10 protein-coding genes are annotated in these 13767 nt (G+C 63.8%); 4 read left to right on the forward strand and 6 right to left on the reverse strand.

The window, feature by feature from the left end:
- Positions 1 to 62 precede the first annotated feature (62 nt).
- From KVY23_RS18125 to KVY23_RS18135, 3 genes are all read right to left on the reverse strand, one after another.
- The gene (locus tag KVY23_RS18125) at positions 63 to 1316 is read right to left on the reverse strand and encodes a pyridoxal phosphate-dependent aminotransferase (RefSeq protein ID WP_206510547.1); all 1254 of its coding nucleotides are present in this window, start codon (positions 1314 to 1316) and stop codon (positions 63 to 65) included.
- A gap of 320 nt (positions 1317 to 1636) precedes the next feature.
- Positions 1637 to 2827, reverse strand: coding sequence for a cell wall metabolism sensor histidine kinase WalK (locus KVY23_RS18130; RefSeq protein WP_230557680.1), 1191 nt, complete (start codon positions 2825 to 2827; stop codon positions 1637 to 1639).
- Positions 2824 to 3588 carry a response regulator gene (locus KVY23_RS18135; RefSeq protein WP_371829847.1) on the reverse strand — a complete coding sequence of 255 codons (765 nt, stop codon included), beginning with the start codon at positions 3586 to 3588 and terminating at the stop codon, positions 2824 to 2826. The genes KVY23_RS18130 and KVY23_RS18135 overlap by 4 nt, the downstream gene beginning before the upstream one ends.
- A 128-nt stretch (positions 3589 to 3716) precedes the next feature.
- On the opposite strand from KVY23_RS18135, the gene KVY23_RS18140 reads away from it, so the two are divergent.
- From KVY23_RS18140 to KVY23_RS18150, 3 genes are all read left to right on the forward strand, one after another.
- Positions 3717 to 3986: an SHOCT domain-containing protein gene (locus KVY23_RS18140; protein ID WP_308071098.1), complete on the forward strand. Its 270-nt coding sequence runs from the start codon at positions 3717 to 3719 to the stop codon at positions 3984 to 3986.
- Between the two features lie 55 nt (positions 3987 to 4041).
- Positions 4042 to 5613, forward strand: a complete 1572-nt coding sequence (locus tag KVY23_RS18145; protein ID WP_230557682.1) for a multicopper oxidase family protein — start codon at positions 4042 to 4044, stop codon at positions 5611 to 5613.
- A 367-nt stretch (positions 5614 to 5980) separates the two neighbouring features.
- On the forward strand, positions 5981 to 6709 hold the full coding sequence (locus tag KVY23_RS18150; RefSeq protein WP_230557683.1) for an SOS response-associated peptidase: 729 nt from the start codon (positions 5981 to 5983) through the stop codon (positions 6707 to 6709).
- A gap of 9 nt (positions 6710 to 6718) precedes the next feature.
- Here KVY23_RS18150 and KVY23_RS18155 read toward each other — a convergent pair whose 3' ends face one another.
- Entirely contained in the window at positions 6719 to 6946 is a 228-nt protein-coding gene (locus tag KVY23_RS18155; RefSeq protein ID WP_230557684.1) for a DUF3263 domain-containing protein, read from the reverse strand.
- A gap of 109 nt (positions 6947 to 7055) precedes the next feature.
- On the opposite strand from KVY23_RS18155, the gene KVY23_RS18160 reads away from it, so the two are divergent.
- The gene (locus KVY23_RS18160; protein WP_230557685.1) at positions 7056 to 8978 is read left to right on the forward strand and encodes a prolyl oligopeptidase family serine peptidase; all 1923 of its coding nucleotides are present in this window, start codon (positions 7056 to 7058) and stop codon (positions 8976 to 8978) included.
- 142 nt (positions 8979 to 9120) lie between these two features.
- Here the strand turns inward: KVY23_RS18160 and KVY23_RS18165 are convergent, their stop codons facing one another.
- A complete protein-coding gene (locus tag KVY23_RS18165; protein ID WP_230557686.1) occupies positions 9121 to 10065 on the reverse strand; it encodes a hypothetical protein in 945 nt (314 codons plus the stop codon).
- Between the two features lie 216 nt (positions 10066 to 10281).
- Positions 10282 to 13374 (reverse strand): (Fe-S)-binding protein, encoded by a 3093-nt coding sequence (locus KVY23_RS18170; protein WP_230557687.1) that lies wholly within the window; start codon positions 13372 to 13374, stop codon positions 10282 to 10284.
- Between the last annotated feature and the right edge of the window lie 393 nt (positions 13375 to 13767).

Genomic DNA, 13767 nt, shown 5'->3' on the forward strand with positions numbered 1-13767 from the left:
CGCGAGGCGGCGTTTTCCCTACTCAGCGGTCAGTTGCAGGCCTGGCAGAACATGAACGGGCTCTACTGCGCGTACGACGCCAGGAAGTTGCCGAATCGCTCGATTGCCTCCGACAGGTCACGGGCCCAGGGCAGCGTCACGATGCGAATGTGATCGTGCCCAGGCCAGTTGAATCCGGTGCCTTGGACGACGAGGATCTTCTCCTGCAGCAGCAGATCCTGGACGAGTTTCTCGTCGTCGTAGATCTCGTGCACCTCCGGATCGAGGCGCGGGAAGGCATAGAGCGCACCACGTGGTTTGACGCACGAGACGCCCGGGATCGCGTTGAGCTTCTCCCATGCGACGTCCCGTTGTTCGAGTAGGCGCCCACCGGGCAGGATCAAATCCTCGATGCTCTGATGTCCACCGAGCGCGACCTGAATGGCGTGCTGAGCGGGCACATTGGGGCACAGTCGGGTGGAGGCGAGCAGGTCGATTCCCTCGATGAAGCCGGCGGCATGCTCTTTCGGCCCGGTGATCGCGAGCCAACCGGAGCGGTAGCCCGCGACACGGTAGGCCTTGGACAGCCCGTTGTACGTCAGGCACAGCAGGTCTGGAGCGAGGCTGGCGAGCGAGATGTGTTCGGCGTCGTCGTAGAGAATCCGGTCGTAGATCTCGTCGGCCAACAACAGCAGCTGATGCTTGCGGGCCAGCTCGACGATGCCCTCGAGTACCTCCTTCGAGTAGACGGCGCCGGTCGGGTTGTTGGGGTTGATCACCAGCAGCGCGACGGTCTTCGGCGTGATCTTCGATTCGATGTCGGCGAGATCCGGGTTCCACCCGTTTTCCTCGTCGCACAGGTAGTGCACGGCCTTGCCCCCGGACAGCGTGGTCATCGCCGTCCACAGTGGGTAGTCCGGCGCCGGGATCAGAACCTCGTCGCCATCGTCGAGCAGCGCCTGCATGGTCATCGTGATGAGCTCGGAGACACCGTTGCCGAGGTAGATGTCATCGACGTCCAGTTCGGGGAAACCGGGTTCCAGCTCGTACCGGGTGACGATCGCGCGGCGCGCGGAGAGAATGCCCTTGGACTCGGAGTAGCCCTGCGCGTACGGCAGCGCGGCGATCATGTCGCGGACGATGACGTCGGGGGCCTCGAAGCCGAACGGCGCGGGATTGCCGATGTTGAGCTTGAGAATGCGGTGGCCTTCCGCCTCCAACCGCGCGGCATGGGCGTGCACCGGACCGCGGATCTCGTACAGCACGTTCTGGAGCTTCGTCGACTGCGAAAGAGTGCGGTGTCGAACGGGGTGGTGGATCGTCTGCGGATGGCTCACCCTCCCATGGTGCCAGGTGCGTCCCGGCCGACGCGAGCCATATTCGGTGTACCCCTGCTCGAGCGGCGTTCAGCAACCAAATCTGGTTGAGCTACGCCGGGCAATACCAGTGCGGATGTTGTGGCATTGTTGCCAACCCGGTGCGGCCAATGTGTACTGAAATTTGAGGCGTTGCCTGATCCAACACTTCCTCCATGAGCAATCGTCTTGACGTCCAGCCCCCTTGGTTGCGACCGCGGGTTCGATCGAAGTGCGATCCTTACATCGAGTAGGTACACCGCCAGGCCGGATCCGGTCATATCGCTCGCTGCTACCACGGTTCATTGGCAACGAAGATGTCTGTTCGTCGTCCTGGTTTCCGGTTCGATCGGTAGTGCAACGACGAAAGTGGTTCCTGATTCAGGACCTTCGCTAAGTACATTGAGGTGTCCGCCGTGTGCGTCGATGAAGGCTTTGGCTATGGCTAAACCGATTCCGGAACCGCCGTGGTCTCGATCTCGCGCCGAGTCGGCGCGGTAGAACCGCTCGAACAGGTGCGGGAGGTGTTCGGCGGCAATTCCGTCCCCGTCGTCGGCGACAGTAATCGTAACTTCGTCGTGTTGGCGCCGCACCGAGATGCCGACGTTTCCGCCGGGCGGTGTGTGACGTTGGGCGTTGTCGAGCAGATTGCTCAGTACCTGGCCAAGCCGTTCTGGGTCCACCCACACCGGCGGTAGGTCGGCGGGCAGATCAGTTGTGAGTGTGATGCCGTTGGCTCGGTAACATTCTGCGGCAGCTGACACGGCTGTCGAGACGAGTGTGTCCGGTTCGACCCACGTGGGTTCGATGGATGTGCTGGCTGCTTCGGCATCTGAGAGTGCTGTGACGTCGCGGGAGAATCGTGTGAGCCGGTGGGTCTGGCCGCGCAGCATGGTGATCGTGTCGTTGTCGAGGGATGTCACTCCGTCTTCGAGGGCTTCCATGAATGCGTTCAGTACGGAGACGGGCGTCCGGATTTCGTGGGCTAGATCGGCGAGAAGTTGGCGTCGGGTTGATTCGACCGATTCGAGGCGTGCGGCCATCTGATTGAAGGCTGTGGCAAGTGTTTCGAAGTCGGCGCCGAGGTGGGGATGGGATACGCGGGTGTCGTAGTGTCCAGCGCAAACGTCTGAGGCGGCGGCGGAGACCGTCGCGAGGGACCGTTGCAGGCGCCGACTCAGATACCAGGTAACAGCGAGCGCGCAGAACGCAGCGGTGGCGGTGGCGACAGCAAGGGAGATGACGGTGGCGGAGCGGTACGCCTGCTCTGCGTGAAATTGTTCGTCGGACATCGCCGGTACACCAGCTCGGCGTAGATGTTCACGAAACAATACCGGCCCGATGAGGGCTGCGACGAACCAGGATGTCGCTGCCCCCGCCGCCAACACGAGTGCTTGGGCGAGCAGCAACCGGACACCGACACCGAGACCGCGCACACGCCGATGAGGAGCAGAAGCGTGATTCAGTTTCGACATCGTTTGGGGCGCAGTCATTGTCCCGTTCCCATCCTGTATCCGACTCCTCGCACGGTCATCACGTAGATAGGTGCGGCGGGATCGTCGCCGAGTTTGCGCCGCAAGTGGCCGATATGCACGTCGACCAAGTGCTCGTTCCCGGTCCACGATTCCCCCCACACCGTCTCGATGAGGGTTCGCCGGCTGAACGCCATGCCTGGCCTACCCGACAGAGCGGCGAGTAGGTCGAATTCGGTGAGGGTCAACATCACCGGTCGATCGGCGACGAGCACCTCACGTCCCGCCGCGTCGATGCTCAACGCCCCGAACCGCCGGGGTGGTTGCTCGGGCGGATGTGTGAGCTCTGTCGAGGTCCCGTGCGCGGGTAGGTTTCGTGGCCTGCGCATCATGGCCCGGATGCGGGCCACCAACTCTCGCGGGCTGAATGGTTTGCTCATGTAGTCGTCAGCACCGACCGAGAGTCCGATGAGAGTGTCCACTTCGTCACTGCGCGCGGTCAGTATCACCACGTAGGCGTCGGAGAAGGTGCGGAGTTCCCGGCATACTTCGATGCCGTCGAGACCTGGCAGGCCGAGGTCGAGGACCACGACATCCGGAATAACCTCCCGCGCCAGCGCCAGCGCTGTACGGCCGTCGTACGCCGCACTGACCTGGAACGATTCGCGCTCGAGATAGCCGGCGATGATCGCTGTCAAGGCGCGTTCGTCGTCGACCACCAGCGCGCGGTACCTGGGGGGATCATCGAGCCGGCGCGTTGTGGTGGCGTTCATGGCTTCCATCGTCGGCCTTCGTCGCACCGACGGTGCCGATATCGGCTCGGGAGCGAGGTGATCTTCAACGAATCTTCACAGAACCCATACCGATCTCATCGGGTCCACCACTCATTCTGGACGTCGAAGGAGAGTGAATGGCAATGATGTGGTGGAACGACGGAACCGGTTACGGGATTGGCTGGGGAGGTGTGGTGTTGATGGTGGTGGCGATGATCTTCTTCTGGGGAGTCGTCGCGGCGGCCTTGATCGCCCTGTTCCGGCAGTCTCACACCGACCGCCCACCGGTCGAGCACGGTCCGCGGGAAGTGTTGGATAAGAGGTTCGCTCGTGGTGAGATCGATGCCGAGGAATACCGGGCTCGAAAGACGATCCTGGAATCCGGGCGAGAGCACGGGCCTACATGACCGCGCGATCTCGCTCAGAGCCTGCGCGGCCAGGAGACCGAGGAACGGACCAGTCATGACCGAGGCGAACGGCAACGGAGTGCACCTGAGCAGGCGAACCTTCCTCTCCGCCACAGCGGGCGTGGGCGCCATTGCACTGGCCGGTTGCACCACTCCGGCCACCCCGAGCGCACCGTCTACCGACACAGCCGCGATAGCCGCAGCGGAAGCGCGTAGACCGCACACCGGACGCACGGTGACGTACACGCTGAACCCGCAGCCCACCGACATCGATCTCGGTGGGATTCGAGTACGCACCCTCGCCTACGGAAATGCCCTGCCCGGTCAAGTGATTCGCGCCGATGTCGGCGATGATCTCGCGGTCACCGTGACCAACGGTCTCGACCACGACACCTCCGTGCACTGGCATGGCATTGCACTGCGCAACGACATGGACGGCGCCGCGCCGGCCAGCCCGAACATCAGCGCGGAGCAGAGCTTCACCTACGGGTTCTCGGTGCCGCATTCGGGAACGTACTGGGCGCATCCGCATGTCGGACTCGACACCGACTACGGACTGTATCTCCCGGTCATAGTCGACGATCCCACCGAGAGTGGGGACTACGACGCCGAGTGGATCGTCGTCCTCGACGACTGGACCGATGGCGTCGGAACCAGTCCGCAGCAGATCCTTTCCGACTTGCAGAACAGTGGGATGGGATCGATGGGCGGATCCGGGATGGGAAACATGCCGGGAATGGGCGGAATGGGCGGCCGCGCCAGCGAAAGCAACACCGCTCACGCGACCACTTCGGTATCGCCTTCTCCCGGTTCCAGTGCACTTCTGGGCGGCGACTCCGGCGACATCAGCTACCCGTTCTACCTGATCAACGGCCGGATCGCTTCCGCACCGACGGCATTCTCCGCCGCTGCCGGCCAGCGGATACGGATACGGATCATCAACGCCGGCGCAGACACTGCCTTCCGGATTGCGTTGACCGACCACACCATGACCGTCACCCATACGGACGGATACCCGATCCTCCCGGTCGAGGTCGATGCGCTTCTGCTCGGTATGGGCGAACGGTACGACGTGATCGTCACGGCGAAGGACGGGGTCTTCGCGCTGACCGCTCTGGCTGAAGGTAAGAACGCACAAGGGCAGGCGCTGCTGCGCACCGGTGCGGGGTCTGCGCCGGATCCGACGTTCCGGCCCCGCGAGTTGGACGGGCGGATAGGCGTCGCGAGCGACTTCACCGCCGCGGACAGTGTCCGACTGCCTGTCGACGGTTCGGCCGTGGCGCTTTCGGCTGATCTGGGCGGAGATATGATGGGCTACAACTGGACGATCAACGGCCGCAGTTGCGACGACACTCGGCCCCTGACGATCGAACAGGGGCAACGCGCCCGCCTGACGTTCACGAACATGAGCATGATGTGGCATCCCATGCACCTGCACGGACATACTTTCCAGATCGTCAAAGCCGACGGCACCCCGGGCCCGCGGAAGGACACTGCCATCGTCAGGCCGATGGAATCCGTTGCCGTCGGCTTTGTCGCGGACAATCCGGGAAACTGGATGCTGCATTGTCACAATGGATATCACCAAGAGTCCGGGATGATGACAAGGCTGGACTACAGAAGCTGAGTGGTCGCGACGACGCCACATAGTCGGCGACTTGCACCAACTCGTCCGATCTGAACGTCGGGTCGCACCTCGATCACCCGAGGAGGTGAGATCAATGGGAATGAACCCTATGGAAATGCTGCACATGATGATGATGTGCCTACATCACATGGGCATGATGCCGCCGATGAACATGTCGATGTGACACAGGCCCGGCAGTCGCTGTCAGGTTCGCAGCGGGGCCGATCCAACTGCCGGATCCGGGTTGCGACGTTGGTTGGTCACTATCTGGAGACTCCTTTCGGGCGTGCAGGCGCGTCCCGGCCGACGCGAGCCATATTCGATCGAGGGACGCTGGCTGTCGGTGGTCGGTGACACAATCGTGGCTATGTGCGGACGTTATGCAAGCACCCAGACCGACTCCGACCTGCAGGCAGTGTTCGATATCGCGGAGACGGTAGGCGAGCAGCTGCCGCCTGCATACAACGTGGCACCGACTCAGACGGTCCGGGCGGTCCTCGAGCGGGCGCCCAAGGACGAGCCGGAGTCTGCTGCGGTTCGGCAATTGCGCTCGGTGCGGTGGGGGTTGATCCCGTCGTGGGCGAAAGACCCCAAGATCGGCAGCAGGATGATCAACGCCCGTTCGGAGACGATCACCGAGAAGCCGTCCTTCAAGAAGGCCGCCGCGCGTCGGCGCTGCATCGTCCCTGCCGACGGCTACTACGAGTGGGAGAAGCGCGACGGGCAGAAGGTTCCGTACTTCCTGCACTCGGAAGCGCCTGGTTCAGAGCCTGCCGGCGTTCTAGCGATGGCGGGGTTGTACGAGCTCTGGCGCGACCCGTCCAAGGCCGAGGACGATCCCGACCGCTGGGTGTGGTCGGTGACGGTGCTCACTTCACCTGCCGCCGACGCTCTGGGACATATCCACGATCGATCGCCCGTCGTAGTCCCGGAGAATCTGCGGTCGGACTGGCTCGATCCCACAGTCACCGACCTCGTGACCGTTGCCGAGATGCTCGCGGCCATCCCCGAGCCGCGGCTCGTTCCGTACGAGGTGAGCACTGCGGTCAACAGCGTGAGAAACAACGGACCCGAGCTGCTGGCGCCGGTGGGCTGACGACTCAGCTCACCTCAGACGGGTGGCGCAGACGGCCCGCATCGTGTGGAGGGTCGGCTCGTCGATGCCGGACGCGGCCGGACCATCGAGCAGCACGGCGAGCCGCTCGAAATACGATCGGGCCGAAAGTCCGAACTGAACGTAGATATCTTCTTCACTCCCGCCGCCGTACTTGTACCAGGACCGGCCGAAAGCGAGAATCGACTCCTCGAGGTTGCTGGGGGCGGCTTCTCGCATGTCTGCTCCTAAGGATCCGTCTCCTCCATAATCCGGGAGAGATTTGTCTGTGCGGTGAACGCCGCGTTACGCGAAGTCGCCGACGACGCACTCGCCTAGGGTTGAATTCATGACCCACTCCGCGCTGCCATTCGGATCATGGCCCTCGCCCATCTCCGCTGCCGACCTGGCGGCCAGCGGGCACCCCGTCGAAGGTGGCATATTCGTCGGCGACGAGATCTGGTGGTCGGAAATGCGGCCCACCGAAGGCGGACGCACCACCATCTGCCGATACCGCGGCGACGAGGTCGAGACGATGCTCCGCGCGCCGTTCAACGCCCGTAGCCGAGTGCACGAGTACGGCGGCGGGGCGTGGACGGCCACACCCGACGGACGGATGATCTTCGTCGAGTTCTCCGACCAGCGTGTCTACATCGCCCGGCCGGGTGAGGATCCCGTTCCCCTGACGCCCGAACCGGCGGTGACCGCCTCGGTCCGGTACGGCGAGCTGTCGATCGTGAGCTTCCCGCACGGCGCCGAAGTGCTTGCCGTGCGGGAGATCCACGACGGGACGGACATCGTTCGCGATATCTGTGCGATCGCCCTCGACGGCACCGGCGCGCGCTCGCTGGTGTCCGGATCGCACTTCCTGGCGTCCCCGCGGATGTCGCCGAACGGAACTCATTTGGCGTGGATTGCCTGGGATCACCCGCAGATGCCCTGGGATGGAACAGAACTGCGCATAGTAGACCTCGCGACCGGAGAATGGACCCGCGTTCTCGGCGGCCCCGACGAGTCGGTGCTGCAACCGGAATGGATCGACGAGGACTCGCTCTACGTCATCAGCGACCGCAGCGGGTGGTGGAACCTGTATCGAACTGATCTGAGCGGCAATGCCGAAGCGCTGCACACCAGTGAAGCCGACTTCGGCGCTCCGCTGTGGCACCTCGGTGCTCGCTGGTACTCGATCCTGGACGACGGAACCCTCTTGACGGTGCGTACATTCGGCGTAGACACGCTGGCGATTCTGAACCCTGCTACAGGTTCGCTCGAAGATATCGATCTGGACGGCCTCACCTCCGTCTCGCTGAGCGGTCGTGCGGGAACGTCGGTCCTGATCAAAGCCGCTGGCGCGCAGAGGCCCGCGGGGCTGAGATTGCTCGACCTGGAGACCCTCGCGGTCGCCGACATTCGCTCCGGGCTCGAGAGCGTCCCGGACGCCGACTACCTCCCCCTCGGTGAGCCGATAACCTTCAAAGGCCCCGAGCGCGAGGTGCATACCGTCGTGTACGCCCCGCGCAATCCCGAGTACTGCGGCCTCGATGGTGAACTCCCGCCGTACGTTGCGTTCGTGCACGGCGGTCCCACAGCGCACGTCGCCCCGGCCCTGAACCCGGTGTTCGCGTACTTCACCAGCCGAGGCATCGGCGTCGTCGACGTCAACTACGGTGGGTCGAGCGGATACGGCCGCGAATACCGCAACCGGTTGCAGGGGCAGTGGGGTGTGGTCGACGTCGAGGATACCGTCGCTGCCGTCCGCGGGCTGGCCGAGGCTGGGCTCGCCGACCCAGCTCGCCTGGCCATCGAGGGCGGCTCCGCAGGCGGCTGGACCGTCCTGGCAGCCCTGACGTCATCCGACGTATTCGCCTGTGGTGCATCGTACTTCGGGGTTGCCGAGCTGGAGTTGTTCGTCGCCGAGACACATGATTTCGAATCCCGCTACATCGACGGACTGATCGGGCCGTTGCCGGAGGCGCTGGAACTGTACCGAACCCGCGCACCGCTCAACAACGTCGACGGACTGTCCTGCCCCGTGTTGCTGCTGCAAGGCCTGTCCGATCCGATCGTGCCGCCATCGCAGGCCGAGCGGTTCCGCGACGCCATGGTGCGCAAGGGTATTCCGCACGCCTACCTTGCGTACGAGGGTGAATCGCACGGCTTCCGCAAACTCGACACCCTGGTGAACGCCCGCGAATCCGAGCTCTCGTTCTACGGGCAGGTCATGGGCTTCACCCCGCCGGGGATCCCGACGCTGGAGCTGTGGCGGCCATAGGTCTCACGGGTGTGCGGGGGTGGGGGTGTGTGGGGTCGGGGGTGTGCAGGGTCGGGTGCGCGGGGTCGGGGTGCGAACCTTTTTGCAGGGTGCGCACCCCCGCTCGGACGTGAATCGAGCGTCCAGGTCGGCAAAAGTGTTGTCAGGTCTCGCGCGTGGTACCCGTCGGCGGCGGTGATGCCGCAGCTCGCGCCGCCGCCGCAACGAGTAGTGCACGAATCCGGTGTGGATGTTCCAGGTCCGCCCAGGTCAACCGCACTACTTGGCGTCCGGTCGCGCGGATCCGGTCCTCGCGCCGCTTCTCCTCCCACAGCACATCCGAGGCCGAATGCCCCTCCGGCACAAGCTTGCCGTACTTGATTCGTCCGTCGAACTCGACAACGGTGGATATGTCCTCGATGTCGAAGTCGAGTCGGGCGAATACACCTGCGGCATCGGACAGCAGGACCTGCGGTCGCGGTGCGTATCCCAGTTCGTGCAGCACTACGCGACAGCGTGATTCGCCGACACTCTCCGAGCGTGCGTCCATGAACTCCGCAACGCGCCGCGCCCTACGGTTGTCGGGATGGTTCGCGCACGAATCGAGCACGGCTTCAATCTGATCTCGGGTGACACCGCGCGTGCGTGCTGCGCAGTCTGCAATGCACACCGCTTCCTCGAAAGGTAGCGAACGGGCAACGTCGGCAACAGTTCTCGCCAGCGAGGTGACCCGAACCCCGTCTACTTCGGTGACGTCGGACTCCGTGTACGTGGAGGTATGGACCTTCCGGGTGCTGCTGCTACGCCCTCCGCCGGACCGGTTGCGGGTGATGTGCACCTTCCGAAGATCTGCGTTGTAGACATCGAGCCCGTGCAGCACCACCGCGGAGATGTGGCTCAACACGGAGTCGGGCGACTGTGATGTGCTCAGCACTGCTTCGGCGACGATCCGGTGCTTGTCCGTGGGGGACAGGGCATCGAATTCTGTACTGCTGACGAACTTCCCGGGGCACAATCGGCGCCAGGCTCGGGTGCGGCAATATCGCTGCAGCTCTGAATCGGAGACACCCCGGGCAAGTGCGTGCTGTCGAGAGACTATGCGGGTCACAGGCGAATCGTGCCCGGACCCGACTGTTGCAACAAGATGCGCTACTCGAATTGTGGATAACCCCGTTGCCTGTGCACAACTCGGCGGTTGAGAGCCTGCACGGTGGGTCCGGTGGTGTAGGGGGTGTAGTCGCCGGAACCACGCACCCCCACTGACAACTACGCACCCCTGCTCTGAGGTGAGCAGGGGTGCGTAGTTGACGAAAAGGGTGCGAGCTTACTTCTTCTTGCCCGGCACCTTCGTGCCCGGCGCGAATCCGAGCCCACCTGCCTTCGGCTTCGGCGGCGTGGGTGCACCGGCTCCGTTGGCCTCATCCGAGTTCTCGTTGCCGGTGGCTTCGGACACTGCCGGAGCTGCGTCCGGTGCCTCGGCAGGCGCTGCGTCGACGGGTGCCGGTGTCTCCGCGGGCTTTCCCGGTGCCTTGGCGCCCGGCTTCTTGAAGCCTGACTTGACCGCGAGACCCTTGGGCTTCACCGTCGGCTTCGTCTCGGTCGCAGCGGTTGGTGCCTCAGCTGCCGGTGCCTCAGACGCCGTTGTCTCGGCAGCAGGAGCTTCGGAAGCAGGCGTCTGTGTTGCAGGCGCGGACGGCTTGCCGGGAGCCTTCGCGCCCGGCTTCTTGAAGCCCGACTTGACGGCCAGGCCCTTGGGCTTGACTGTCGGCGTCGATTCCGTCGCGGTGACGTCTGCGGACGAGTCCGCGGTGGCGTCTGCAGGGGCCGCAGCTGGTGCCTCGGCTGGTGCTGCAGAACCGGCTGCCTTCGCTCCGGGTGCCTTGCCCTTGAGCTGTAGCCCCTTGCCGCCGGGTGCCTTTGCGCCACCGGCCAGTCCGAGACCCTTGGGCTTGGCTGCCGGCGCACCGGCAGGCTCGGATTCTGCAGCCTTCTCGGGTGCTGCGGCAGCGGGTGCTTTGGCGCCGGGAGGCTTGGCCAGGCCCTTCATCTTCAGACCGCCGGCCTTGGGTGCGGGCGCTGCGGGTGCAGACTTCGCTTCGGCCGGCTCCTCGACCGGTTCGATGCGCTCGGCCTCTTCGACCTCGGCTGTCTCCTCGGCGACGAGATTCTCCTGGGGACTGCGTTCCCGGGGAATGACCTTGATGTTCTCGGCCAGGGTCGACGCCTCGACGCGGGTGATCGACTCGAGCATCAGCTGCGCGACGTCGACGACCTCGACGCCCTCGTGCGCTCCGCCTTCCTGACGCGCGGTCACACCGTCGGTGAGCATGACGCGGCAGAATGGGCAACCCGTTGCGATCTTCTTCGGGTTGGTCGCCAGTGCCTCGTCGACCCGGTCGATGTTGATGCGCTTGCCGATGTTCTCTTCCATCCACATGCGAGCACCACCGGCGCCACAGCACATCGATCGCTCACCGTGGCGAGGCATTTCCTTCAGGTTGGAACCCGAAGCAGCCATGAGCTCGCGCGGAGCGTCGTAGACCTTGTTGTGTCGGCCGAGATAGCACGGATCGTGATAGGTCACGTCCTCGCTGACGGAGGACACGGGGATCAGCTTCTTCTGACGCACGAGGCGGTTGAGCAGCTGCGTGTGGTGGACAACCTCGTAGTCGCCGCCGACCTGCGGGTACTCGTTGCCGAGCGCGTTGAAGCAGTGCGCGCAGGTGACGACGATCTTGCGCTTGCTCTGTTCGACGCCCTCGAACACGGTGTTCAGCGTCTCGATGTTCTGCATCGCGAGCTGCTGGAACAGAAACTCGTTGCCCGCGCGGCGAGCGGAGTCGCCGGTGCAGGTCTCGTCGGCGCCGAGGACCATGAACTTCACACCCGCGGTGGCCAGTAGTTCGGCAACGGCCTTGGTGGTCTTCTTCGCGCGGTCCTCGTAGGCACCGGCACAACCGACCCAGAAGAGGTACTCGTAATCCTGGAACGAGTCGGCGTCCTTGCCGAAGACCGCGATCTCGAATTCCATCTCGTTGATCCAGTTGAGACGGTCCTTGGAGTTCTGGCCCCAAGGGTTGCCCTTGTTCTCGAGGTTCTTGAACAACCCGGCGAGCTCGGACGGGAACTCCGATTCGATCAGCACCTGGTAGCGGCGCATGTCGATGATGTGGTCGACGTGCTCGATGTCCACCGGGCACTGCTCGACGCAGGCGCCACACGTGGTGCAGCTCCACAGAACCTCGGGGTCGATGATGCCACCCTCGATGGCGTCGGCGACGAGTTTGCGATCGGCCTCGTCGCGCGCTGCCTGCGGAATGAGGTCCAACTTGGCTTGGTCGACATTGCCTTCCGCGTCGACAAGGCCCACCTCGTCGCCCGCCATGTCTTTCTTGCCGCCTGCGAGCAGGTAAGGAGCTTTGGCGTGGCTGTGATCGCGCAGCGAGGTGATGAGCAGTTTCGGCGAGAGGGGCTTGCCGGTGTTCCAGGCGGGGCACTGCGACTGGCAGCGGCCACACTCGGTGCAGGTGGTGAAGTCCAGCCAGCCCTTCCAGCTGAAGTCCTCGATCTTGCCTGCACCGAACGCATCGACGTCGGGATCGGCTTCCTCCATTTCGAGGACCTTGCCGCCGGACATCATGGGCTTTGCAGCGCCGAGTGCGACGGTGCCGTCGTCCATGCGCTTGAAGTAGATGTTGGGGAACGCGGTGAAGCGGTGCCACGCGACGCCCCAGTTGATGCGGGTGCCGACGATGTACAGCCAGATCATGCCGGACATCAGCTTGATGAACGCGAACACGGCAACCATGTTGGAGTTGGCGGGAAGTAGCGTCGCCAGGTTCATGGTGAAGAAGTCGGTCCACGGGTTCGCGTGGCCGTAGGTCGCGATCTTGCCCGCCTTGACGAAGATCATGCCCAAGCCCTCGATGAGGACGACAGCCTCGACGAAGTAGGCGGCGTTGAAGTTCGAGCCTGCGAAGCGTGACTGACGCTCGGGCTTACGCGGGTGATTGAGCTGGCGAATGACGATGAGCACGGTGATGCCGATCACGGTGCCGAGTCCGAGGAGTTCGTCGATGAGGTGATACGCCGCGGTGTCACCGACGAGAGGCCAGTGGAACTCGGGGTTGAAGGTCTGGCCGTAGGCCTCGAACCAGACGATCGCACCGAGCATGAAGCCGATCATGACCAGCCAGTGGGCCCAGCCGACGGTGCGGAACTTGACCATCTTGGTGTGCGCGGCGAACTCGACGATCATCTGCTTGAAGCGCGGAATGATCGGGTGCCAGCGCTCCGGTGCAGGCTGGCCGAGGCGGACCATGTTGAACATCCGCAGCCCGCCGCGAATGAAGACGTACCAGCACACCAGGGAAAGCAGCGCACCGACCGTGCCCAACGTAATCGTCAGGGCGTTCATGTAAGCGGCCTTTCGTTCAGCGGTAGCGGGGACTACCTCGGTTCAGCCCGATCAGCCCAAGACTAGCGATGCTACCCGCTGGTAACAAGTTGCATGTTACTGATGGGTAACTTAGCGACGATTCGCAGCGACATGCTGGTCGATCATCGGACGAACTGCCGTCGCGGTGGGCTGAACCGGTCAGTAGGTTGCGTCGTGTCGGTCACGTTATGCCCTGGTGCTCGAAGCGCTGTCGAGAAGGCAGGCCTAAGTCCCTTCTGGGTCTCGTGTGCGTGGGCTGAATTCGACAGGCTTGAAGCGCCCAAAACGGGCATTGTGACTGGTATCGAGGACCGAATTCGGTCACTAAGTGACGCGCGTGAATGGTGTGACTGGAAAAGGGTGCCAAGACGA

This window comes from Rhodococcus sp. I2R, assembly GCF_020889545.1.
In the GTDB taxonomy this organism is placed as follows: Bacteria; Actinomycetota; Actinomycetes; order Mycobacteriales; family Mycobacteriaceae; genus Rhodococcoides.

Bases quoted from the DNA above. Each gene is read 5' to 3' on its own strand.
- KVY23_RS18130 (WP_230557680.1), bottom strand. From the start codon at position 2,827: ATGACTGCGCCCCAAACGATGTCGAAACTGAATCACGCTTCTGCTCCT.
- KVY23_RS18135 (WP_371829847.1), bottom strand. From the start codon at position 3,588: ATGGAAGCCATGAACGCCACCACAACGCGCCGGCTCGATGATCCCCCC.
- KVY23_RS18140 (WP_308071098.1), top strand. From the start codon at position 3,717: ATGGCAATGATGTGGTGGAACGACGGAACCGGTTACGGGATTGGCTGG.
- KVY23_RS18145 (WP_230557682.1), top strand. From the start codon at position 4,042: ATGACCGAGGCGAACGGCAACGGAGTGCACCTGAGCAGGCGAACCTTC.
- KVY23_RS18150 (WP_230557683.1), top strand. From the start codon at position 5,981: ATGTGCGGACGTTATGCAAGCACCCAGACCGACTCCGACCTGCAGGCA.
- KVY23_RS18155 (WP_230557684.1), bottom strand. From the start codon at position 6,946: ATGCGAGAAGCCGCCCCCAGCAACCTCGAGGAGTCGATTCTCGCTTTC.
- KVY23_RS18160 (WP_230557685.1), top strand. From the start codon at position 7,056: ATGACCCACTCCGCGCTGCCATTCGGATCATGGCCCTCGCCCATCTCC.
- KVY23_RS18170 (WP_230557687.1), bottom strand. From the start codon at position 13,374: ATGAACGCCCTGACGATTACGTTGGGCACGGTCGGTGCGCTGCTTTCC.